General features: G+C 72.9%; 22 protein-coding genes. 15 read left to right on the top strand and 7 right to left on the bottom strand.

Annotation, left to right across the window (positions count from 1 at the left end; genetic code table 11):
- Nucleotides 1-25: 25 nt before the first annotated feature.
- Nucleotides 26-1,450 (top strand): amidase, encoded by a 1,425-nt coding sequence (locus ACZ6S0_RS08355; protein WP_465914630.1) that lies wholly within the window; start codon nt 26-28, stop codon nt 1,448-1,450.
- On the opposite strand, the gene ACZ6S0_RS08360 is transcribed toward ACZ6S0_RS08355, so the two are convergent.
- The gene (locus tag ACZ6S0_RS08360; protein ID WP_465914633.1) at nt 1,447-1,923 is read right to left on the bottom strand and encodes a hypothetical protein; all 477 of its coding nucleotides are present in this window, start codon (nt 1,921-1,923) and stop codon (nt 1,447-1,449) included. The two genes, ACZ6S0_RS08355 and ACZ6S0_RS08360, sit on opposite strands and share 4 nt — an antisense overlap.
- A 120-nt stretch (nt 1,924-2,043) precedes the next feature.
- Here ACZ6S0_RS08360 and murA point away from each other — a divergent pair, with 120 nt between their 5' ends.
- Nucleotides 2,044-3,354, top strand: coding sequence for a UDP-N-acetylglucosamine 1-carboxyvinyltransferase (gene murA, locus ACZ6S0_RS08365; protein WP_465914635.1), 1,311 nt, complete (start codon nt 2,044-2,046; stop codon nt 3,352-3,354).
- Nucleotides 3,355-3,407: 53 nt separating this feature from the next.
- Nucleotides 3,408-5,825, top strand: coding sequence for a transglycosylase domain-containing protein (locus ACZ6S0_RS08370; RefSeq protein ID WP_465914637.1), 2,418 nt, complete (start codon nt 3,408-3,410; stop codon nt 5,823-5,825).
- 144 nt (nt 5,826-5,969) lie between these two features.
- Here the strand turns inward: ACZ6S0_RS08370 and ybaK are convergent, their stop codons facing one another.
- The gene (gene ybaK, locus ACZ6S0_RS08375) at nt 5,970-6,515 is read right to left on the bottom strand and encodes a Cys-tRNA(Pro) deacylase (protein ID WP_465914639.1); all 546 of its coding nucleotides are present in this window, start codon (nt 6,513-6,515) and stop codon (nt 5,970-5,972) included.
- A 154-nt stretch (nt 6,516-6,669) separates the two neighbouring features.
- Between ybaK and ACZ6S0_RS08380 the strand changes: the two genes are divergently transcribed.
- Together ACZ6S0_RS08380 and ACZ6S0_RS08385 are read left to right on the top strand one after the other, a co-directional pair.
- A complete protein-coding gene (locus ACZ6S0_RS08380) occupies nt 6,670-7,167 on the top strand; it encodes a SigE family RNA polymerase sigma factor (protein WP_465914641.1) in 498 nt (165 codons plus the stop codon).
- Nucleotides 7,164-8,273 (top strand): CU044_5270 family protein, encoded by a 1,110-nt coding sequence (locus ACZ6S0_RS08385; protein WP_465914643.1) that lies wholly within the window; start codon nt 7,164-7,166, stop codon nt 8,271-8,273. The genes ACZ6S0_RS08380 and ACZ6S0_RS08385 overlap by 4 nt, the downstream gene beginning before the upstream one ends.
- Nucleotides 8,274-8,316: 43 nt before the next feature.
- Here the strand turns inward: ACZ6S0_RS08385 and ACZ6S0_RS08390 are convergent, their stop codons facing one another.
- On the bottom strand, nt 8,317-9,141 hold the full coding sequence (locus ACZ6S0_RS08390) for an AraC family transcriptional regulator (RefSeq protein WP_465914645.1): 825 nt from the start codon (nt 9,139-9,141) through the stop codon (nt 8,317-8,319).
- 89 nt (nt 9,142-9,230) lie between these two features.
- Here ACZ6S0_RS08390 and ACZ6S0_RS08395 point away from each other — a divergent pair, with 89 nt between their 5' ends.
- Nucleotides 9,231-10,352 carry an MFS transporter gene (locus ACZ6S0_RS08395; protein WP_465914647.1) on the top strand — a complete coding sequence of 374 codons (1,122 nt, stop codon included), beginning with the start codon at nt 9,231-9,233 and terminating at the stop codon, nt 10,350-10,352.
- A gap of 42 nt (nt 10,353-10,394) precedes the next feature.
- Here the strand turns inward: ACZ6S0_RS08395 and ACZ6S0_RS08400 are convergent, their stop codons facing one another.
- From ACZ6S0_RS08400 to ACZ6S0_RS08410, 3 genes are all read right to left on the bottom strand, one after another.
- Nucleotides 10,395-12,173: a trypsin-like serine peptidase gene (locus tag ACZ6S0_RS08400; protein ID WP_465914649.1), complete on the bottom strand. Its 1,779-nt coding sequence runs from the start codon at nt 12,171-12,173 to the stop codon at nt 10,395-10,397.
- A 171-nt stretch (nt 12,174-12,344) separates the two neighbouring features.
- Nucleotides 12,345-13,349: a non-homologous end-joining DNA ligase gene (ligD, locus tag ACZ6S0_RS08405; RefSeq protein WP_465914651.1), complete on the bottom strand. Its 1,005-nt coding sequence runs from the start codon at nt 13,347-13,349 to the stop codon at nt 12,345-12,347.
- Between the two features lie 48 nt (nt 13,350-13,397).
- Nucleotides 13,398-13,592, bottom strand: a complete 195-nt coding sequence (locus ACZ6S0_RS08410; RefSeq protein ID WP_465914653.1) for a hypothetical protein — start codon at nt 13,590-13,592, stop codon at nt 13,398-13,400.
- 412 nt (nt 13,593-14,004) lie between these two features.
- Between ACZ6S0_RS08410 and hisD the strand changes: the two genes are divergently transcribed.
- The 9 genes from hisD (at nt 14,005) to hisF (ending at nt 20,072) form a co-directional block, all read left to right on the top strand.
- A complete protein-coding gene (gene hisD / locus ACZ6S0_RS08415) occupies nt 14,005-15,321 on the top strand; it encodes a histidinol dehydrogenase (protein WP_465914655.1) in 1,317 nt (438 codons plus the stop codon).
- Between the two features lie 68 nt (nt 15,322-15,389).
- On the top strand, nt 15,390-16,460 hold the full coding sequence (locus tag ACZ6S0_RS08420) for a histidinol-phosphate transaminase (protein ID WP_465915228.1): 1,071 nt from the start codon (nt 15,390-15,392) through the stop codon (nt 16,458-16,460).
- Nucleotides 16,457-17,050: an imidazoleglycerol-phosphate dehydratase HisB gene (gene hisB, locus ACZ6S0_RS08425; protein ID WP_344875739.1), complete on the top strand. Its 594-nt coding sequence runs from the start codon at nt 16,457-16,459 to the stop codon at nt 17,048-17,050. The genes ACZ6S0_RS08420 and hisB overlap by 4 nt, the downstream gene beginning before the upstream one ends.
- On the top strand, nt 17,047-17,202 hold the full coding sequence (locus ACZ6S0_RS08430) for a hypothetical protein (RefSeq protein WP_465914657.1): 156 nt from the start codon (nt 17,047-17,049) through the stop codon (nt 17,200-17,202). Before hisB ends, ACZ6S0_RS08430 begins: the two co-directional genes overlap by 4 nt.
- Entirely contained in the window at nt 17,196-17,834 is a 639-nt protein-coding gene (hisH, locus tag ACZ6S0_RS08435; RefSeq protein ID WP_465914659.1) for an imidazole glycerol phosphate synthase subunit HisH, read from the top strand. Before ACZ6S0_RS08430 ends, hisH begins: the two co-directional genes overlap by 7 nt.
- Complete coding sequence (locus tag ACZ6S0_RS08440) at nt 17,831-18,160, top strand: hypothetical protein (protein ID WP_465914660.1); 330 nt, start codon at nt 17,831-17,833, stop codon at nt 18,158-18,160. Before hisH ends, ACZ6S0_RS08440 begins: the two co-directional genes overlap by 4 nt.
- On the top strand, nt 18,160-18,882 hold the full coding sequence (gene priA / locus ACZ6S0_RS08445) for a bifunctional 1-(5-phosphoribosyl)-5-((5-phosphoribosylamino)methylideneamino)imidazole-4-carboxamide isomerase/phosphoribosylanthranilate isomerase PriA (protein ID WP_465914662.1): 723 nt from the start codon (nt 18,160-18,162) through the stop codon (nt 18,880-18,882). Before ACZ6S0_RS08440 ends, priA begins: the two co-directional genes overlap by 1 nt.
- A 21-nt stretch (nt 18,883-18,903) precedes the next feature.
- Nucleotides 18,904-19,314, top strand: coding sequence for a Rid family hydrolase (locus ACZ6S0_RS08450; RefSeq protein ID WP_344875728.1), 411 nt, complete (start codon nt 18,904-18,906; stop codon nt 19,312-19,314).
- Nucleotides 19,311-20,072, top strand: coding sequence for an imidazole glycerol phosphate synthase subunit HisF (hisF, locus tag ACZ6S0_RS08455; protein ID WP_465914665.1), 762 nt, complete (start codon nt 19,311-19,313; stop codon nt 20,070-20,072). The genes ACZ6S0_RS08450 and hisF overlap by 4 nt, the downstream gene beginning before the upstream one ends.
- Before the next feature lie 5 nt (nt 20,073-20,077).
- Here hisF and ACZ6S0_RS08460 read toward each other — a convergent pair whose 3' ends face one another.
- Nucleotides 20,078-21,436 carry a glutamine synthetase family protein gene (locus ACZ6S0_RS08460; RefSeq protein ID WP_465914667.1) on the bottom strand — a complete coding sequence of 453 codons (1,359 nt, stop codon included), beginning with the start codon at nt 21,434-21,436 and terminating at the stop codon, nt 20,078-20,080.
- Nucleotides 21,437-21,488: the final 52 nt, after the last annotated feature.

Consider the following 21,488-nt stretch of genomic DNA (forward strand, 5'->3'; position numbering starts at 1 on the left):
GGTGGCGGTGGGGGAGGATCGCAGGGTGAGCGAACTGCACTACCTGACCGCCACCGAGCTGGCCCGCCTGATCAAGACCCGGCAGGTCAGCGCCGTGGAGGTGCTCCAGGCCCACCTCGACCGCATCGAAGAGGTCAACCCCCGCCTCAACGCGATCGTCACCCTGGCCGCCGAACGCGCCCTCGACGCGGCCAGGGCGGCCGACGCGACCCTGTCCGCAGTGGCGCGGTCCGAGGGGGCACGGGAGGCGGCGCGGTCCGGGGAGCTGCCCCTGGGCCCGCTGCACGGCGTGCCGGTGGCGCACAAGGACCTGGTCGACACGGCCGGGATCCGCACCACGTACGGCTCGCCGCTGTTCGCCGAGCACGTCCCCGACCAGGACGACGTGATCGTCCGGCGGTTGCGGGCGGCGGGGGCCGTCACGGTCGGCAAGACCAACACCCCGGAGTTCGGCACCGGCTCCCACACCGTCAACGAGGTGTTCGGCGCCACCAGGAACCCCTACGACCTGGACAGGTCGGCCGGAGGCAGCAGCGGGGGAGCGGCCGCCGCGCTGGCCGCCGGCCTGGTGCCGCTGGCCGACGGCTCCGACATGGGCGGCTCGCTGCGCAACCCGGCCTCGTTCTGCAACGTGGTCGGGCTGCGGCCCACGCCCGGCCGCGTCCCCGACCCGTCCGACCTCGCCGCCTGGTACACACTGGCCGTGCCAGGCCCGATGGCCAGGACGGTCGACGACGTCACGCTGATGCTGGGGGCCATCGCCGGGTTCGACCGGCGCTCGCCGTACTCGATCAAGGAGGTCTTCGCGCCAGAGCCCGAGCAGGGCGTGGCGGGGCTGCGCGTGGCGTGGAGCCCCGACCTGGGCGGGCTGCCGGTCGACGCGGCCACGGCGGCGGTCACCGCTGCCGCGCCCGCCGTGTTCGAGCGGCTCGGCGCGCGGGTCGAGCAGGTCGAGCTCGACCTGAGCGGCGCCGAGGACGCGTTCAGGACCTACCGGGCCTGGTACTACCTGCTCGCCCACGGCGACAAGAGCGGCCTGGGCCCCAACACGGCCTGGAACGTCGAGCAGGGCCGCCAGGTCACCGGTGCCGACCTGGCCCGCGCCGAGGTGGCCCGCAGCCGCCTCTACCAGCGCATGGCCGCCTTCTTCGACACCTATGACGTGCTCATCGCGCCGGTCAGCCAGGTGCCGCCGTTCCCGGTCGAGCACCCGTACGTCGGCGAGATCAACGGGGAGAGGCTGCCCGACTACCTGTCGTGGATGCGCTCGGCGTACTGGATCAGCGTCCTGCACGCGCCGGCCGCGTCGGTGCCCGCCGGGTTCACCCCCGACGGCCTGCCGGTGGGCGTGCAGATCGTCGGGCGGCCGTTCGAGGACGCCAGGGTGCTGCGGGTGGCGCGCGCCTTCGAGCAGGCGACCGGGCACGGCCTGCGCAGACCCCCGCTCTAGCGGCGCTCGCCCAGGTCGGGCCCGATCCCGTACGGATGCCGCAGCGGCGACTCCCGGTAGCCGTGCATGCCCTCCAGCAGCCCGAAGAACCCCACGGCCAGCAACGGCCACGAGACCAGCACGCCGGAGGCGGTCAGCCGCAGCGCGCCGGGGACGACCTTGACCCCGGGCGCGGCGGCGGCCTCGACCGTGACCGCCCCGATCGTGAACGTGGTGCCCGTCCACAACGTCAGGAACGCGGCCAGCACGCCGCCCGCGCACAGCCCCAGCAGCACCGGCAGCATCCACTGCCGCCCGCTGAACCAGGCGACCCCGCCGCACAGCAGCCCGAGCGCGCCCGTGATCACCGCGTACCAGCCGTCGGCCGCGATCAGCGCCTGCGTGGCGGGGTCGGCGAGCACGGTCGTGCCCTGCTCGGTGACCTGGTAGGGGGCGCGCGGCGTCAGCCCGGACCAGACCAGGCCGGCGGCCACCCCGAGAGCGGCGAGTGTGAGGACAGTTACCGCAAAAGCGCGTACTTCCCTCGCCACGCCACTCCCCCTCACATGTACGTCCGAATCAGCTCGATGGTATCCCCCGGCTAGGCTCGCTCCGTGATTGAAGAAGAGGTCTGGCTCATAGAACCCTCCGGCCCGCTCCGGGGTGACGTCGAAGTGCGCGGTTCGAAGAACGGCGTGTCCAAGCACATGGTCGCGGCCATGCTCGGCTCCGGCGAGAGCAGCATCCACAACGCGCCCGAGGTGGGCGAGGTCGAGATCACCGCCGCCATGCTGCGGGCCCTCGGCATCCACGTGGAGATCTCGGGCACGGAGATCAGGATCGAGCAGGGCACGGAGATCGAGCCGCGCGTGCCCGCCGCGTTCACCGGCCTGAACCGGATCCCGATCCTCATGCTCGGCCCGCTGCTGCACCTGGCGGGCGAGGCGTTCGTGCCGCTGGTCGGCGGCGACCCGATCGGGCGGCGGCCGGTGAACTTCCACGTCGAGGCCCTGCGCGCGATGGGCGCGGAGGTGGAGGTGGGCGACACCGGCATCTTCGCCAAGGCCAAGCGGCTCAACGGCACCCGGATCGAGCTGCCGTACCCGAGCGTGGGCGCCACGGAGACCGTGCTGATGTCGGCGGTGCTGGCCGAGGGCAAGACCGTGCTGAAGAACGCCGCCATGGAGCCCGAGGTGGTGGAGCTGGCGCTGTTCCTGCAGCGGATGGGGGCGAGGATCGAGCTGTCGCCCGACCGCAGGATCGTCATCGAGGGCGTCGAACGGCTGCGCGGCGCCTCCACCTGGCTGACCGGCGACCGCATCGAGGCGTTCTCGTACCTGGCGGCGGGCCTGGTCACCCAGGGCGAGGTACGCGTGCACGGCTGCCCCCAGGACCGCCTGGTCACCGCGATCACCACGCTGGCCAGGATGGGCGCCCAGTTCGACATCAACGACGAGTACCTGTGCGCCACCGCGCCCCCAGAGGGCCTGCGCTCGGCGGCCGTCCAGACCGACACCCACCCCGGCTTCATGACCGACTGGCAGACGCCGCTCATGGTGCTGTTCACCCAGAGCCACGGCATGTCGGTGCTGCACGAGACGGTCTTCGAGAACCGCCTGGTCTACGTGCCCGCGCTGCAGAAGATGGGCTGCGAGATCGAGGTGTTCGACCAGTGCCTGGGCGGCCCCGCCTGCCGCTACCACGACACCAACGCCCGCCACTCGGCCGTCGTGCGCGGCGTGTCGCGGCTCAAGGGCGCCGACGTGACGCTGCCCGACATCAGGGCCGGGTTCTCGGCCGTGCTGGCGGCGGCGGTGGCCGACGGGCCGTCGACGCTGCGCGGCGTGCACCACATCGAGCGCGGCTACCACCGGCCGTTCGAGCAGTTCGTCTCGCTGGGTCTCAACATCACTCGGCAACGGTAAAGACGTTGGAAGCGGACGTTTGCCGCTGATCGGGACGTCGCAGATCATCTGACGTGACCGTACTCAGATCCGTCGGAGCTCTCGGGCTCGCGGGGGCGCTGGGCGGAGTGCTGGCGGCAGCGCTGGCCGCGCCGGTGGTGGGCGGGGGTGGCATCGCCGCGAAGGACGTCGCGAACACCTTCGTGGACCTGCCGCCCGCCCCGCGCGAGGAGCCGCTCGCGCAGGTGACCAGACTGCTCGACAAGGACGGCCGGCAGTTCGCCCAGTTCTACGAGGCCAACAGGACGGCCGTCCGGCTCGGCGCGGTCGCGCCCGTGATGCGCAAGGCCATCGTGGCCATCGAGGACGCCCGCTTCTACGAGCACGGCGGCCTCGACGTCAGGGGCACGCTCCGGGCGCTGCTCACCAACACCCAGGCGGGCGGCATCCGGCAGGGCGGCTCGTCGCTGACCCAGCAGCTCGTCAAGAACATCCTGGTCGAGAGCGCCCGCAGCGACGCCGAACGCGACAAGGCCCGCGCGCCCAACCTGGCACGCAAGATCACCGAGCTGCGGCTGGCGCTGGCGCTGGAGAAGAAGTACCGCAAGGACGAGATCCTTGAGCGCTACCTGAACATCGCCTACTTCGGGGCCGGGGCCCACGGCGTGGAGGCGGCGGCCAGGCGCTTCTTCTCCACCTCGGCCGCCCGGCTGAGCCTGCCCCAGGCGGCCACGCTGGCGGGGGCGCTGCGGATGCCGTACTCGACCGATCCCTCGCTCGGGAACACGCACAGGGCGCGGCTGAAGATGCGGCGCGACCTCGTCCTCGACCGCATGGCCGGGCTCAAGTGGATCACCCCGCAGGAGGCCGGCGCCGCCAAGGCGACGCCGCTCAACATCCGGCTGCGGCCCGAGCCAGGCGGCTGCGAGCAGAGCGACTATCCCTTCTACTGCCTGTACGTCCAGCGCGAGCTGCTGTCGAACCCCGTCTTCGGCAACACGCCCAGGGAACGGCAGGCCAGGATGACCAGGGGCGGCCTGGTGATCAGGACCAGCCTCGACCCGATCGCGCAGCGGGCCGCCGAGCAGGCCATCCGTCAGCACGTCTCGCCGGACGACACCGAGGTGGCCGCCGAGGCCATGGTGGAGCCGCGTACCGGCAGGATCAGGGCGATGGCGGCCAGCAAGCGCTTCGGCCGCAACCCCGGCAACCGCAAGAACGGCCCCAAGACCACCTTCAACCTGGTCGCCGACATCGCCCACGGTGGCGGGCAGGGCTTCCAGGCCGGTTCGACGTTCAAGGTGTTCACCCTGGCCACGGCGTTGCAGCAGGGGTGGCGCTTCGGCGACGGCTTCCAGACGCCTGGCTCGATGACGCCTTCGCAGGGCTACCGCAACTGCGCCGGCCGCTCCGTCAACGACCCCAACGCGCGCGTGCTCAACGCCAGCGGCGAAGGGTCCGGCGGCCCGCACAGCATCGAGACCGGCACCTGGAAGTCGGTGAACATCTTCTACATGATGCTGGAGCGCAAGGTCGGGCTCTGCAGCGTCGTCCGTACGGCCCAGGCGCTCGGCGCCGTACGGGCTGACGGGGCGCCGCTGCGGGAGGTGCCGACGTTCACGCTCGGCATCAACGAGATGGACCCGGTGACGGTGGCGGCGGCGTTCGCGGCGTTCGCGGGGCGCGGGCTCTACTGCCGGCCGCTGGCCATCGTCGAGATCACCGGACGGGACGGGCGGCGCACGCACGTTCCGCCCTCCTGCGACCAGGTCATCGAACGGCCGGTCGCGGACGCGGTCAACCACGTGCTCAGCGGCGTGTTCGACAAGGGCACCATGCAGGGGCAGAGCATCGGGCGGCCGGCCGCAGGCAAGACCGGCACCAACAACGGCTACACCTCGGCGTGGTTCGCCGGGTACACGCCCGACCTGGCGGCGGCGGTGAGCGTGGGGGACATCCGGGGGTCGTACAAGTTCCCGCTGCAGGGGGTGCAGATCGGGGGCCAGTACTACGGGTCGGTGCAGGGCGCGTCGCTGCCCGGGCCGATCTGGGTGCAGTCGATGCAGGCGGCCCTGGAGCGTACGGAGCCGCGCGGGTTCTCCGCGCCGGACATGTCACGCTTCGGGGGCGGGCACACGCCGGGGCTGGAGGAGGCGCTGGCCGAGGAGGCCCGCCGCAACCAGCCGGGTGACCAGCCGTTCGGGCGGCACCGGCGGCTCTTCGAATGGCTCCTCGGGCAGGTGGGGCCGTCGCTGGAGCGGCCGCGGCGCGGTCGCGACGAGGGGTGGGCGGACTGGCCGCCGTCCCGCGAACCGGCCCTGTCGCCGCGCCCCGCCCGGCCGGACCGGTTCGACCGGCCCGACCCGTACGTCCGGCCCCCCTCGTACGCCCGGCCCCACCCGTACGTCCGGCCCGACCGCTCGACCGAGCGGCCGTGGCGCGGCCGTCCGGAGTACGGGCTGCCCGAGCGCCGCCGCTACGGCCGCCCTTAGGACGGCCGACGGCCCGGAAGGGCGGGTTGCCCGAGCGCCGCCGCTACGGCCGCCTTATGACGGCCGTAGCGGCCCGGAGGGGTGGGTTGCCCGAGCGCCGCCCCGTCGGCCGCGCTGGCGCAGCCGACGGGGATGCGGCGGGGGTCAGGCGGTCTTGCCGATCCGGGCGGTGACGGCCCTGGTGAGCGTGATGAGGTTGTCGGGCGCGGTCTCGATCTGCAGGCCGCGCTTCCCGGCGGAGAAGTAGATCGTCTCGAAGTCGAGGGCCGAGGAGTCGACCACCGTCGGGAGCTGCTTGCGCTGGCCCAGCGGGCTGATGCCGCCGACGACGTAGCCCGTCACCCGCTCGACCTTCGCGGCGTCGGCCATCGCGGCCCGCTTGCCGCCGAGCGCGGCGGCCAGCGCCTTGAGGTCGAGCCTGCCCGCCACCGGCACGACCGCCACCGCCAGCCCGCTCTCCACCTCGGCGACCAGCGTCTTGAAGATCCGCTCGTACGGCACGCCCAGCGCGTCGGCCGCCTCCTCGCCGTAGGCCAGGGCGGAGGCGTCGTGCGCGTACGGATGGAGGGTGAACGCGGCCTTCGCGCCGGCCAGCGCCACGGTGGCCGGGGTGCCGCCGGTGCCGTGCCGTGACGCGTCAGCCGGAGCCGAGGCGTTGCCGTGAGCTGCGGTTCGGGTTTTCCTGGACATGTCTGTCGACCCTAGCGGGTCACGGGCACTGGGCACCGATGTGCGAGCATGCGCAGGTGCAGGACACCCGCACCGCGCCTGGGCGTCCGTACGGACGCGAAAACAGTCCGGCCCCGCTGCCAACCTTTTTCCCCACCCTCCGCGTTGAGGCCATGTGAGTGACCCAACGGAAGACGCGGCGTACGCCGCCTTCGTCGAGGCGGCCTGGAGCAGGCACATGGCCGTCGCCATCCTGCTCACCGGCGACCGGCACCGGGGCGAGGAACTCCTCCAGGACTGCCTGGTACGGCTGTACGTGCGGTGGCGACGCGTAGGCGCCACCGACCCGCATGCCTACCTGCGGCGAATGCTGGTCAACGGGAACGTGAGCTGGTGGCGGCGACGGCGACGCGAACTGCCCACCGCCAGCCCGCCCGACCACGCCGATCCCCGGTCCGGGCCGTACGAACCGCACGAGGAACTGCGGCGCGCGCTGCTCGCCCTGCCCCGCAGGCAGCGCGCCATCGTCGTGCTCCGCCACTACGAGGACCTGACGGAGAAGGCCGTCGCGGCGGCCCTCGGCTGCACGGTCGGCACAGTCAAGAACCAGCACTCCAGAGCGATGGCGCGGCTGCGCACGGCTCTGCGGGAAAGCCAGGAGGCGGCACGATGAACGACGACCGGGAACACGACGACCGGGAACACCTCGCCCAAGCGCTGCGCACCCTCGCCCACCGTGAACCGGCCACCCCCGCACCCGTGCCGGAGTTGGTGCGCCGGGGACGCCGCGCCAAGCGGACCCGTGCCGCGGTGAGCGCCCTCGCCGGAACGGCCCTCGCCTCGGCGGCCGTCGTCGTGGTCCTGGGCGCGGGCGGTCTCGGCCCGGCCGTCCCGCCGCCGAGCGCGGTCCCCGGCACGAGCACGCCACACTCCGGAGCGGGTACGCGGCCCGCGCAGCCCGCCCGTTCACCCGCTCCGGACGCCCGGTCCTTCCTGCTGGCCGCGGCCGAGACCGCCGCCCGTGAGCCGGCCGAGTCGGGCTCCCACTGGTACACCCGCCTGCGCACCGTCCAGCCGGCGCACCACCCGGGACAGCGGGGACGCGAGACCCCGTTCTCGGCGACCGTGGCGAGCACCCAGGAGACCTGGTACGCCCTCGGCGAGGGCGCGCGCAACCGGACCATCACCGGCCAGGACCAGAAGGTCGCCTTCGCCTCCCCCGAGGACGAGACGGAGTGGAAGAAGCTGGGCTCGCCCGAACTGACCCAGGGCGGGCCGTCGACCAACGACTACGACACGCAGCTCTACTTCCAGATCGGCACCCACCGGTTCACCGCCCAGCGACTGCTGGAGCTGCCGGCCGAGAAGGACGGACTGGAGGCCCTGCTGCGGCGGCTGTTCGACGAGGAGTCCGCGAGCGACTGGTGGCCGAGCAAGCCGGAACTCTCCGGCTACCTGTGGTCGACGGCCCAGGACCTGCTGGCCGGCCCGATCAGTCCCGGCACCCGCTCCGCCCTCTACCGGCTGCTCGCCGAACAGCCCGAGATCAGGTCGCTGGGAGAGGTCACCGATCCGCTGGGGCGCACGGGGATCGCCCTGACGCTGAACACGGCGGACAACGGAGACGGCGCGGGCGAGTCCCGCCTGATCGTGGACGACGGCACCGCGGAGTTGCTCGCCCACGAGTTTCGGCCACAGGGGCGATCGGCTCCGGCACTGCAGGTCACTTATGAGGACATGGGCTGGGTCGACGGCGTGGACGAACGCCCGCAGAGCTGACCCCGGCCCGAATCGGGGGCGCAGGTTGTCGATCGTTGCGAATCTACAGTGTAAAGGCCCGGCCCGGAGTGTAGCCGAACGCCCTCCTGAACACGTCGATGAACGCGCTCGCCGAGGCCCAGCCGCACCGATGGGCGACCGTGGTCACGGGTTCGCCGTCGGCGAGCAGGAGCAGGGCATGGTGCAGGCGGAGCTGGGTGCGCCACTGGGGGAAGCTCATGCCCAGCTCGGCCCGGCACAGGCGGGCGAGGGTACGGTCGCTGGTGCCCGTACGGGCCGCCAGCCGGGCCAGCGTGCTGCTGTCGGCCGGGTCGCGGCGCAGGGCGTCGCAGACGGCGGCCAGGCGGGGGTCTGTGGCGGTGGGCAGGTGCAGGGGCTGCTCGGGAGCGCGCCTGAGCTGGTCGAGCAGCACGGCCAGCAGCCGCGCCCGCTCCCCGCCGCCGTGCCCGTGCCCGCGATCGTCGCCGTCCTGTGCCTGTTCGCCCGCATGGTTGCCGGTGTGGTCGCCCGCGTACCGGCTCGCGCGGTCGCCCGTCGGGTCGGCGGTGTAGGCGATGATCAGCTCGCGGAGGAGGGGGCCGACCGCGAGGACCGCGGGCCGGTCCAGGGCGAGCGGGTTCTCCGTCAGCCCGACCAGCCGCAGGTCCGTGTCGCCGTGCGCCAGGTGCCGGTGGACGGTGCCCGACGGCACCCAGATCGCCCGGTTGGCGGGTGCCACCCAGGTGCCCGCGTCGGTGGTGACGGAGAGGACGCCGCGGCAGGCGTACACGATCTGGTGGTTGTCGTGCCGGTGCGCGTCGATGCCCGCCCCGGAGGCCAGGGGGCGCCGGCCGGTGGGCGCCTCGGCCAGATGGCGGATTCTCGACATGGATTGGCATTTTATCGGAAGCGAGCCAGCGGCGGCCGGGAAATCATCGAAGCGTGAGTCGAAGTGTGGGCCGAAGCGTGGGTCGCGGCGTGAACAGGATCTCCCCGCTCGCCGCCGGTCACGCCACCGTGGACTTCTACCAGGGCGCGGTCCCCGCCCTCGTGCCGTTCCTGGTCGCGGACCGCGGCTACGGGTACGTCGCCGCCTCCGGCATCGTGCTGGCCGCCACGCTGCTGTCGTCGATCGTGCAGCCCGTGTTCGGCGTGCTGACCGACAGGTGGCGCATGCCGTGGCTGATCCCGTTGAGCATGCTCCTGTCCGGGGCCGGGGTGGCGGCCGGGGGAGTGACGGACTCGTACGCGCTGACCTGGCTGGCCGTGGCCCTGTCCGGGCTGGGCGTGGCCGCCTACCACCCCGAGTCCGCCCGGCTGGCCAGGATCGCCAGTGAGGGCAGCCACGTGCGGATGAGCTGGTTCTCGCTGGGCGGGACGCTGGGCTTCGCCTCGGCCCCGGTGCTGGTGACGCCGCTGCTGTCGGTGTGGGGCCTGGGGGCCTCGCCGTTGCTCGCGCTGCCCGCGGTGCTGGGCGCTGTGCTCACGCTGCCCGCGGTCAGGGCGCTGGGCGGACAGGGGCCGCGGGCGCGGGCCGCGGCGCCGGTGGTGGGGAGTGACGACTGGCCGGCGTTCACCAGGCTGTCGATGGTGATCGTCTTCCGTTCCGTCGTGTACGTCGGCCTGAGCGCCTTCGTGGCCCTGTTCATGGGCGGCGGGGCGGCGGGGGCCGTGGCGTTGTTCGTGCTGTTCGCGGGCGGGGCGGTGGGCACGGTGCTGGGCGGGCGGCTGGCCGCGCGCTGGGGGCGCGTCCGTACGATGCGGCTGGCGTACGCGCTGGCGGTGCCCGCGGTCGCCGGGGTGGTGCTGGCGCCGGGGCCGGCCGCGTACGCGTTCATCGCCGCCTCCTCGATCGCCCTGTACGCCCCCTTCTCCCTCCACGTCACCCTGGGCCAGGACTTCCTGCCGACCCGGGTGGGCACGGCCGGCGGCGTCACCCTGGGGCTGGCGGTGAGCGTGGGCGGCCTGGCCAGTCCGCTGGTGGGCGCGGTGGCCGAGGCCGCCTCGCTCAGGACGGCGCTGGCCTGCCTGATCGTGTTCCCGGTGCTGGCCTGGCTGCTGTCGCGCACGCTCGTGGAGCCCGCTGCGGCCACAGCCTGACGTACTCCTGCCCTGCTCCGGCGATCGGCCTCCGGCTGTCGGTCAGCCGCGGGCGGACAGGCGCAACTCGTCGGTGTTGTCGCGCTGGGTCGGGTCCAGGCGGGTCGAGGTGACGCGGGCGGTGATCGGCAGGTCGCGGCCGGAGTTCCGCTCGACGTACGTGCGGGCCGTCAGGCGCACCGGCCTGCCGGGACGGACGGCCTCGATCGTGCAGGCGGCCTCCCGGCCGTCGATACGGCACGTGGCGCCGCTGACGGAGTTCAGGCGGACGCCCGGCGGCACCCTGAGCGTGACGGGCACCTGCGCGGCGGCCATCAGCCCGCGCATGGTGACCGTGGCCGTGACGGTGGCGGACCGGCCGCGACCCGCCGTCTGGTGGGGCCTGGCCAGCTTGACCGACAGCGCGTCGTAGACGCCGCGCGGGTCGGCCTTCTTGACGATGGCGCCGTAGCCTTCGAGGTTGAGCGCGTTGGCGACGGAGTTGCCGTCGGACGCGCCGTCCTCCGTGCCCGCCGACAGCACGCCGACCAGGTCGCCGGTGCCCCTGAGGATCCACGCCCCGCCGCTGTGCCCCTTGTACAGATGGCAGTTGTACGTCTCCAACCGCCCCGTCGTCGCGGGCAGGGCGGCCTGGCGGGCGGCGAGCATGGTCTCCGGCTCGCTGACCCCCTCGGCCTGCCTGGTCCTGGCCAGGCACCAGAGCTGGTCGCGGCCGTCGTACGGCTTCCTGCCGAGCAGGCCCGGGTAGCCGGTGGTGGCGATCGTGTGCCTGCCGCCCTGGTTGAGCATGGGGGTGAAGGCGCCGACCTCGTCCTGGAGGGTGCGCTTGCGGCGGCCGACCTCGATGAGGGCGATGTCGTAGATGGAGTTCCAGTCGCCGCCGCTCATCCCGGTGTAGCCGTCGGGTTTCCACGCGCGCCGCCCGCCCCACCGTCCGTACGGCTCGCGCTGCCGTACGCTCTCCGCCCGCCCGTCGTAGGCCGGCACGAAGGCGAAGTTGGTGTGCCAGCGGCCGGTCACCGTCCCCTCGGGAACGCCGTAGACGCAGTGGGCGGCGGTCACGATCAGCAGCCCGGCGGCCGAACGGACCACGGAGGCGCTGCACGAGTCACCGGTCCCGCCGGCGTTGACGAAGAACAGCCGGCCGCTGATGCGGCTGAAGGGCGTCGCGGTGTAGGGGCGGCGGACATCGGCGTAGCCGTTGGCGTCCGCGCCGGGGGTGAGCCGCTTGGCCGAGGGCACGCTGCGCAGGGCGGCCGTCCGCTCGGCGCCGGAGGTCGCGAACGTCCTCGGGGTGCTCGTCGCCGAACGCGGCGCGGCGTGCCGGGCCGCGCTGGTCGCGGCACCGCCGATCCCGGTGCCGACCTTGGTGCCGATGGTGGTGCCGATGGTGGCGCCGGTCGCGGAGCCGATGGTGGTGCCGGGAGTGGTGCCCGCGGTGGTTCCCGCGGTCGTGCCCGACACGGGCAGTTCGGCGGCCCTGGCCCTGGCCTGCTTGCCCGGGGTCCAGTAACGCACCGCCCGCCCTGGACGCATCAGCGGCGACGCCTCGGCGCCCCACCGCCGGTCGCCCGCGGCCGCCACGGCGGCGGCACGGCCGTCCGCCGGCGGATCGGCCTTCAGCGGCGTCCCATGACCGGCGTTCAACGGCGTCCCCCGCCCGGCTCGAAAGGGAGTCCCGTCCCCGGCTCGAAAGGGGGTCCCGTGCCCGGAGGTCAGGGACGTCACGGGGTGCCGGTCCGCCTGCGCCTGGGCGGGCGCGGGAGGCCGGTCGGCGGCCGCGGGCAGTGCGAGCGTGACGCCGGCCAGCGTGGTCAGCATGGTGGCGAGTGTTTTCTGCACAGTGTCCCCCGAGCGGCTCGACAACCTTCCAGTCACTGTAAGTCACCATAAGATGACGAAGAGTAGTGAGGGGGGTGCGTGTCGGTCATCGGCCCGCGGGTGCGGGCGGTGAGCCCCGATGGCCGGTCGCCGGTCGGCGGCAGCCGGTGATCAGCCCGCGGCGGCGTCGCCTTCGCGGTGCGGGAGCTGTTCGGTACGCGCCTCGGCGGGCTCCCGGTCCGGCCGCAGCCCCCGCCAGGAGGCGTGCCGCAGCCGTCCGTCACCGGTGACCTCGGCGTACTGCACCTCCCCGACCACCACGGGCGTGACCCAGTGCGTGTCCCTGACGTGCTCGCGCGGCACCGCCTCGTCGAAGGGCGGGTCGGGACGCTCCAGCGGCGCCAGCCGCTCGGCCAGGTCGCGCAGCACGGCCTCGGTGAACCCGGTGCCGACGTGGCCGACGTACCGCAGCCGCCCGCCGGGGTCGTACGCGCCGAGCAGCAGCGACCCGATCATCCCCGAGCGGCGTCCGCCGCCGGCCTTCCAGCCGCCGATGACGACCTCGACGGTGCTGACGTTCTTGACCTTCGTCCACTCGCCGGTACGCCGCCCCGGCCGGTACGGCGAGCCCATCCGCTTGCACACGACCCCTTCGAGCCCGAGCTGCCGGGAGGAGTCGAACGCCCGCGAGGCGTGGTCGGCGAACCAGACGGGCACCTCCCACCGGTAGCCGGGCGTGAGCGTGCCCTCCAGCAGCTCGCGCCGTTCGGTGTAGGGCCGGGCGATCACGCTCGCGCCGTCGAGGTGCAGCAGGTCGAAGGCCATGAACGTCACGGGCACCGTCCTGGCCAGCTCGGCCACGGCCGCCGGGTGGCGCTGGTGCATCCGGGGTTGCAGGGCCTCGAAGCTGGGCCGTCCCGCCTCGTCGAACGCCACGATCTCGCCGTCGATCACGGCGGCGTGCCCGCCGGTGGCGCCGCCCATGAGCCGAAGTTCGGGGTAGGCGGCGGTGATGTCCTTGTCGTTGCGTGACATCAGGCGGACGGCGCCGTCCTCGACGTAGGCGAGGGCGCGTACGCCGTCCCATTTCATCTCCACGGCCCAGTCGTCGCCCTGGACGGAGGTCAGTGTCCCGAGTTGGGCCAGCATCGGGGAGTAGGAGGGCAGCCGAACCATGGTGCAGGCCGTACCCCGTCCGCTTGATCGACAGTGGTGGACGGGGGTCTACAGATGGTCAAGTGGCGTGTCTTCCACCAGCTCGGCCAGGTCGACGCCGTGGTCGGCCAGCTCGGAGACCGTCGTGCAGTAGGCGCGCAGGTAGGTGCGGTCCTCGACGCGGTGGGAGACGCGCAGCAGCGGGCGGTCGTCCAGGATGATCGCCTCGACCAGGATGCCGTCGGGCCCGCGCCACTGTCTCATGGCGTAAGGGTAGGAGCCGGGAACGGCGGGCTCGCGGGCAGCCCCCGGGTGGCGCGTCAGGCCGCTCGCGGGTGGTCGGCGCAGGCCGGGACGGCCGATGCCGAAGTGACGGATGTGGCGCCCGTGCACGACACGGACCCCAGGTAAAACAACGTAACGTTACGTTTTGATCACGCGGGATTTTTCTTGGCACAGCGCGTTAGCCGGGGCGTGTCCCGGGCACAAGGCATGCCTCTGGCTTTCCCCGGCCGTGGCCGTACCCCCGTGACGGCCACGGCGCCGGCCCCGGCAGGCCCGGTCCGGGGTCATGACGGCCGCGGAGGCGCGCGTGGCTAACGCCGCCCCGCGGCCGTCAGGCGTCCGGATGGTGGATACACGATGACTCCAGGCCCGGACTCCGTAGACTGTGGGGGTGATTTCCCGTATCGACATGCGCGGCCCCCTGCCCGAGGGCCTGCGCGACGTGCTGCCACGCGCCGAGCTCGACGTCGAGGCCGCCCTGGAGAAGGTGCGGCCCATCTGCGACGACGTGCGCCATCGCGGGGCGGCGGCCGTACGGGAGCTGACCGCCAGGTTCGACGGCGTCGAGATCGCCTCCGCCGTCGTCCCCGCCGAGGCGCTCGAAAGGTCCCTGGCCGAGCTGGACCCGAAGGTCAGGGCGGCGCTGGAAGAGTCGATCAGGCGGGCCCGGCTGGTCCACCGCGACCAGCGGCGGGCCGACGTCACCACCCAGGTCGTGCCCGGCGGCACCGTGACCGAGCGGTGGGTGCCGGTCGAGCGCGTGGGCCTCTACGTCCCCGGCGGCCGCGCGGTCTACCCCTCCAGCGTGGTGATGAACGTCGTGCCCGCCCAGGAGGCCGGCGTCGGCTCGCTGGCCGTGGCGAGCCCGGCCCAGAAGGCGTACGGCGGCCTGCCGCACCCCACGATCCAGGCCGCGTGCGCGCTGCTCGGCGTGGACGAGGTCTACTCGGTGGGCGGGGCGCAGGCGGTGGCCATGTTCGCGTACGGCACCGAGGAGTGCCCGCCCGTCACCATGGTGACCGGGCCGGGCAACATCTGGGTGGCGGCGGCCAAGCGGCTGCTCAAGGGCCGCATCGGCATCGACTCCGAGGCCGGTCCGACCGAGATCGCCATCCTGGCCGACGAGACGGCCGACCCGGTGCACGTCGCCGCCGACCTGATCAGCCAGGCCGAGCACGACACGATCGCCGCCGCCGTGCTGGTCACCACCAGCCCCGAGCTGGCCGACGCGGTCGAGAAGGAGCTGCCCGGCCAGGTGTCGGCCACCCGGCACTCCGAGCGCGTCACCGAGGCGCTGTCCGGCAGGCAGTCGGGCATCGTGCTGGTGAGTTCGATCGACGACGGCCTCGCGGTCGTCGACGCGTACGCGGCCGAGCACCTCGAGATCCACACCGCCGACGCGGCGGCGGTCGCGGCGCGGGTGCGCAACGCCGGGGCGATCTTCGTGGGCACCTACGCCCCGGTCTCGCTCGGCGACTACCTCGCCGGCTCCAACCACGTGCTGCCCACGGGCGGCTGCGCCTGCCACTCCAGCGGCCTGTCGGTGCAGTCGTTCCTGCGCGGCATCCACGTCGTCGACTACACCCGCGAGGCGCTGGCGGGGGCGGCGGCCCACGTGTCGGTCCTGGCCGACGCCGAAGACCTGCCCGCCCACGGCGCCGCGATCCGGGCCCGGTTCGACTGGCGAGTGCCCACGGAGTCCGTGTGAACCGCGACCTGCCCAGTGACGTGCCCAGTGACGTGCCCAGTGACGTGCGCCGCGACGCCGACGGCGAGCTGACCCTCGACGCGCTGCCCATCCGCGACGACCTGCGGGGCAAGTCGCCCTACGGCGCCCCCCAGATCGACGTCCCGGTCCGGCTCAACACCAACGAAAACCCCTACCCGCCCTCGCCCGAGCTGGTCGCCGACCTGGCCAGGGAGATCGGGGAGCGGGCGGGCGGGCTCAACCGCTATCCCGACAGAGACGCGGTGGAGCTGCGCGCCGGGCTGGCGGCCTACCTCGGCCACGGCCTGACCACGGCGCAGGTGTGGGCCGCCAACGGCTCCAACGAGGTGCTCCAGCAGATCCTGCAGGCGTTCGGCGGCCACGGCCGCACCGCGATGGGGTTCGAGCCGTCCTACTCCATGCACCCGATCATCACCGGCGGCACCAACACCGAGTGGATCAAGGCGTTCCGCGAGGGCGACTTCTCGCTCGATCCGGGCAAGGCCACCGCCGCGATCGAGGAGCACCGCCCCGACCTCGTCTTCCTCACCTCCCCGAACAACCCCACCGGCACCGCGCAGCCGATGGAGACCATCGAGGCGGTGCTGGCCGCCGCGCCCGGCATGGTCGTGGTCGACGAGGCCTACTTCGAGTTCGCCCGCGAGGGCACGCCGTCGGCGCTGACCCTGCTGCCCGAGCACCCCAGGCTGATCGTCACCCGGACGATGTCCAAGGCGTTCGCCATGGCCGGCACCCGGCTGGGCTACCTGGCCGCGCATCCGGCCGTGGTGGAGGCGCTGCTGCTGGTGCGGCTGCCGTACCACCTGTCCACGCTCACGCAGGCGGCGGCGCTGGTGGCGCTGCGGCACCACGCCGAGCTGCTCGGCACGGTCGACGCGCTGCGGCGCGAGCGCGACGAGACGGTGGCGTGGCTGCGGGCCAGGGGTCTGGCCGTGGCCGACTCCGACGCCAACTTCGTGCTGTTCGGGCGTTTCCCCGACCGGCGGGTGGTGTGGGAGGGGCTGCTGGCGCGCGGGGTGCTCATCCGCGAGGTGGGCCCACCGGAGTGGTTGCGTGTGTCGATCGGCACGGGCGAGGAGATGGCGGCCTTCCGCGCCGCCCTGGAAGGAGTGTTGTGAGCCGCGTAGGTCGCGTCGAGCGTGTCACGAAGGAGACCTCGGTCCTGGTGGAGGTCGGCCTCGACGGCACCGGCCGGGTCGAGGTGGCCACGGGGGTCGGCTTCTACGACCACATGCTGGCCCAGCTCGGCAAGCACGGTCTGTTCGACCTGACCGTCAAGACCGAGGGCGACCTGCACATCGACTCCCACCACACGATCGAGGACACCGCGCTCGCGCTGGGCGCCGCCTTCCGCGAGGCTCTGGGCGACAAGTCGGGCATCAGGCGGTTCGGCAGCGCGTCGTGCCCGCTGGACGAGTCACTCGCGCAGGTCACCGTCGACCTGTCCGGTCGCCCCTACCTCGTGCACTCCGAGCCCGAGGGCATGGCGCCGATGATCGGCCCCGAGTACGACACGACGATGACCCGGCACATCCTGGAGTCGTTCGTCGCGCAGGCGGCGATCTGCCTGCACGTGCACGTCCCCTACGGCCGCAACGCCCACCACATCGTGGAGGCCCAGTTCAAGGCGCTGGCCAGGGCGCTGCGTGAGGCGTCCGAGCTCGACCCGCGCGCGACCGGCGTGCCCAGCACCAAGGGCGTGCTGTGACCGACAACCTGCTCGCGGTGGCGATGGTCTTCATCGGGTTGTTCCTGATCGGGGGTGTGTTCTCGCTGGCCAGGCAGGGTCTCAAGATCGGTGCGGGCATCTGCGCGCTGGGCGCGGCGATGGCGATCACGGCGGGGGTGCTGTGGTGGTGAGCAAGAAGAACGTCGTGGTCCTCGACTACGGCTCGGGCAACCTGCGCTCGGCCGAGCGCGCCCTGGCCAGGGCCGGGGCCGAGGTGACGGTGACGTCCGACTTCGAGGCGGCACTCGAGTGCGACGGGCTCGTCGTGCCGGGCGTGGGCGCGTTCGAGGCGTGCATGAAGGGCCTCAAGGCCGTGCACGGCGACCAGATCGTCGGCCGCCGCCTGGCGGGAGGCCGTCCGGTGCTGGGCATCTGCGTGGGTATGCAGATCCTGTTCGCCAGGGGCGTGGAGCACGGCGTGGAGACCGAGGGCTGCGGCGAGTGGCCGGGCACGGTCGAGCGGCTCGACGCGCCCATCCTCCCCCACATGGGCTGGAACACGGTCAAGGCGCCCGCGGGCAGCGTGCTGTTCGACGGGCTCGACGCCGCCACGCGCTTCTACTTCGTGCACTCCTACGGGGTGCGCGAGTGGGTGCTGCGCACCGGTGACGGCTTCGCCGAGCCCGTTGTGACGTGGGCCGAGCACGGCGTGCCGTTCGTGGCCGCGGTGGAGAACGGCCCGCTCATGGCCACCCAGTTCCACCCGGAGAAGTCCGGCGACGCCGGGGCCGCCTTGCTGAAGAACTGGCTCAGGACACTGTGAGCAAAGAACGCGCGCGCCGCCGGGCCGAGCGGGAGGCGGAGCGGGCGCGTGCGATGCGGGCCAACGAGGAGCGGCAGGCCCGCAGGGCCCGCCGCCACGCCCTGCTGGCCCGCCTGACACCGCACCCCGTGCGCTTCTACCGCCAGGGCGGGTTGCTGGCCCGCCGCCACCGGGCACAGAACACCGTGGTGGGGGTGGGATTCCTGCTCGTGCAGGTGGTCGTCTGGCTGGTGTGGGGGTCGTTCCCGATCAGCTTCGGCGTCCTGGTCCTGTCCCTGCTGCTCGCACCCGTTGTCGTGACCCTCGCTTTCGACCGGAGGATCTGATGTCGCTCGTATTGCTGCCCGCCGTGGATGTCATCGACGGCCAGGCCGTACGCCTGGTGCAGGGCGAGGCCGGGACGGAGACCGGCTACGGCGAGCCCCTGGCGGCCGCGCTCGCGTGGCAGGAGGCGGGCGCCGAGTGGATCCATCTCGTCGACCTCGACGCCGCCTTCGGCCGGGGCACCAACCGGGAGCTGATCGCCGACGTGATCGGCAGGCTCGACGTCGACGTCGAGCTGTCCGGCGGCATCCGCGACGACGAGTCGCTGGCCGCCGCGCTGGCCACCGGCTGCCGCCGGGTCAACATCGGCACGGCCGCGCTGGAGAACCCCGAGTGGTGCCGGAAGATCATCGCCGAGCACGGTGACCGGGTCGCGGTCGGCCTCGACGTACGCGGCACCACGCTGGCCGCCCGCGGCTGGACCGAGGACGCCGGAGACCTGTGGGAGGTCCTCGACCGGCTGGAGGCCGACGGCTGCCCCCGCTACGTGGTCACCGACGTGACCAAGGACGGCATGCTCCAGGGCCCCAACCTCGACCTCTACCGCCGCATCTGCGCCCGTACCGAGCGGCCCGTGGTGGCCAGCGGCGGCGTCTCCAGCCTCGACGACCTGGTCGCACTCGCCTCTCTGGTCCCCGACGGACTGGAGGGCGCCATCGTGGGCAGAGCGCTGTACGCTCACGCGTTCACACTGGAAAACGCACTGGCCGCGGTCCGCGGGTAGCTCTTGCCGGGAGGGGGCGAGATGAGCGTCAGCAGCATCGGCATGGAAAGCACCGGTTACCGGGTGTTCTCTGGTGGCATCTGGGAGGAGAAGTACGGTTACGCCCGTGCGGTGGTGGCGGGTGAACGCGTGATCGTGTCCGGCTGCACGGCCACGGTCGACGGAGAGGTGCGCCACATCGGCGACGCCTACCACCAGGCCCTGACCGCGATCGACATCGCGCTCGAAGCGGTCCTGATGGGCGGCCTGGCGCGCGAGGACGTCGTCATGGTCCGCTACTACGTGGTGGAACAGCGCCACTTCGACCCCGTCGGGCAGGCACTGCGCGAGGTGTTCGCGAAGGTGCGCCCGGCCTGCACGGGGGTCAGGGTGGCCGGGCTGGTCGACCCGAGAATGCTGGTAGAGATCGAAATCGAGGCACTGCGAACATGACCGTGGCGGTAAGAGTGATCCCCTGTCTCGACGTGGACGCCGGGCGTGTGGTCAAGGGCGTCAACTTCGAGAACCTGCGCGACGCGGGCGACCCCGTCGAGCTGGCCAGGCGCTACGACCAGGAGGGCGCCGACGAGCTGACCTTCCTGGACATCACGGCGTCGTCCGGCGAGCGGGAGACGATGCTCGACGTGGTGCGCAGGACCGCCGAGCAGGTGTTCATCCCGCTCACCGTCGGCGGGGGGATCCGCTCGGTCGAGGACGTCGACCGGCTGCTGCGGGCCGGGGCCGACAAGGTCTCGCTCAACACGGCCGCCATCGCCCGTCCTGAGCTGCTCACCGAGGCGTCCAGGCGGTTCGGCGCCCAGTGCGTCGTGCTGTCGGTGGACGCCCGCCGGGCGCCCGGCACCCCGAGCGGCTTCGAGGTGACCACCCACGGCGGGCGGCGCGGCACCGGGATCGACGCGGTGGAGTGGGCCGCCCGCGGCGAGGCGCTCGGCGTGGGCGAGATCCTGCTCAACTCGATGGACGGCGACGGCACGCTCGACGGTTACGACCTGGAGATGCTGCGCGCGGTCCGGGCGGCCGTGCGGGTGCCGGTGATCGCCAGCGGCGGCGCGGGCCGGCTGGAGCACTTCCCCCCGGCGGTGGCGGCGGGCGCGGACGCCGTGCTGGCGGCCAGCGTGTTCCACTTCGGCACGCTGAAGATCTCCGAGGTCAAGGAGACGCTCCGGATGGCGGGCCACCCGGTCCGCTAAGGGGGTCAGAAGACCCGCAGGTGCTGGGCGAGTTCGTAGGCGACGTCCCTGGCGGCGAACGCGGCGGCCTCGGACCGCTTGACGGCCAGGTACGCGCCGCGCCGCAGCGGTCCGAGCGCCTCCATGAGCACCTCGTCGGCCTCCAGCGCGTCGAGCGCCTCGTCGAGCGAGGCCGGCAGGCGGGGGTAGCGGCCGGGGCGCGTGTCGGGGTCGACCTCGACGGGCTCGCCCGGGTCGAGCCCGCGCCGGATGCCGTCGAGGCCCGCGTGAATGACGGCGCCCAGCGACAGGTAGGGGTTGGCCGAGGAGTCGGACGGTTTCAGCTCCAGGTTCGGCTCGCCGTGCTCGCCCACGGGGGAGCACACCCGGACGGCCGCCTCGCGGTTGTCCGGGCCGTGCACCGCGTACGCGCCCGCCCACGTACGGGGGGTCAGGCGGCGGAAGCTGTTGACGCTGCCGCAGGTCAGCGCCGTGAGCGCGGGGAGGTGCGCGATCAGGCCGCCGATGAACCCGGCGCGCACCCCGCTGTCGCCGGCGAAGACGTTGCGCGTGTCGTTCCACAGTGACAGGTGCAGGTGGGCGCCGTTGCCGGCCTGGTCGGCCAGCGGTTTGGGGGCCAGTGAGGCCCACATCTGCATGCGCATGGCCACGCCGCGCACGCTCTCGCGGTAGATGACGTGGTTGTCGGCGGCGCGCAGGGCGGGCGCGTGGTGCACGGAGAGCTCCTGCTGGCCGGGGCCCAGCTCGGGGTGGTAGTGCTCGACGCGCAGGCCCTGGGTCTCCAGCGTGCGGACCAGCTTGATCGTGTAGTCGTGCGCGGTGTCGAAGCCCGTTCCCGCGTAGCAGAGCGAGTCGTCGAGCGGCACCAGCCGGTCGGGCCCGCCGGCCGGGTCGGGCAGCCGCCGCCCCAGCGTGAACTCCGGCTCGAACGCGGCCGACAGCGTGTAGCCCTCGGACCTCAGCTCGGCGATCGCGTCCTTCAGGAACGTGCGGGCGCACGCTCCCCACGGGCTGCCGTCGGCCTGGCGCAGGTCCGACAGCATCGCCGCCGCGCCGGGCGCGTAGGGCAGCGGGACGTAGGTGGCGGGGTCGGGAACGATGCGCACCTCGCCCACCGGACCCAGGTGCTCGACCTCCTGGAGCTGGTCGAGCATGTTCATCGCCATCATGGCCACCGTGTGCCCGATGCCTGAGCTGAGCCGTTCGGCCAGCCGTGACCGGGATGCCGCTTTCCCGCGAATCACGCCGCCATGGTCGGCGTACAGGAAACGGATCAGCTCGACGCCCTCGAGCTCGGTTCGCTCGAGGATGCGCCGCGCATCGGCGTCGAGCCGATCGGGCTTGGCGGTGAGGCGATCTCTCATCCTGCCTGCGTAACACGATCCGGCAGCGCGGGGAAGCACCCCGGCGCAGACA

This window comes from Nonomuraea sp. NPDC051298, assembly GCF_055586305.1.

Bases quoted from the DNA above. Each gene is read 5' to 3' on its own strand.
- ybaK (WP_465914639.1), bottom strand. From the start codon at position 6,515: ATGTCCAGGAAAACCCGAACCGCAGCTCACGGCAACGCCTCGGCTCCG.
- ACZ6S0_RS08385 (WP_465914643.1), top strand. From the start codon at position 7,164: ATGAACGACGACCGGGAACACGACGACCGGGAACACCTCGCCCAAGCG.
- ACZ6S0_RS08390 (WP_465914645.1), bottom strand. From the start codon at position 9,141: ATGTCGAGAATCCGCCATCTGGCCGAGGCGCCCACCGGCCGGCGCCCC.
- ACZ6S0_RS08400 (WP_465914649.1), bottom strand. From the start codon at position 12,173: ATGCTGACCACGCTGGCCGGCGTCACGCTCGCACTGCCCGCGGCCGCC.
- ligD (WP_465914651.1), bottom strand. From the start codon at position 13,349: ATGGTTCGGCTGCCCTCCTACTCCCCGATGCTGGCCCAACTCGGGACA.
- ACZ6S0_RS08410 (WP_465914653.1), bottom strand. From the start codon at position 13,592: ATGAGACAGTGGCGCGGGCCCGACGGCATCCTGGTCGAGGCGATCATC.
- priA (WP_465914662.1), top strand. From the start codon at position 18,160: ATGTCGCTCGTATTGCTGCCCGCCGTGGATGTCATCGACGGCCAGGCC.
- ACZ6S0_RS08450 (WP_344875728.1), top strand. From the start codon at position 18,904: ATGAGCGTCAGCAGCATCGGCATGGAAAGCACCGGTTACCGGGTGTTC.
- hisF (WP_465914665.1), top strand. From the start codon at position 19,311: ATGACCGTGGCGGTAAGAGTGATCCCCTGTCTCGACGTGGACGCCGGG.
- ACZ6S0_RS08460 (WP_465914667.1), bottom strand. From the start codon at position 21,436: ATGAGAGATCGCCTCACCGCCAAGCCCGATCGGCTCGACGCCGATGCG.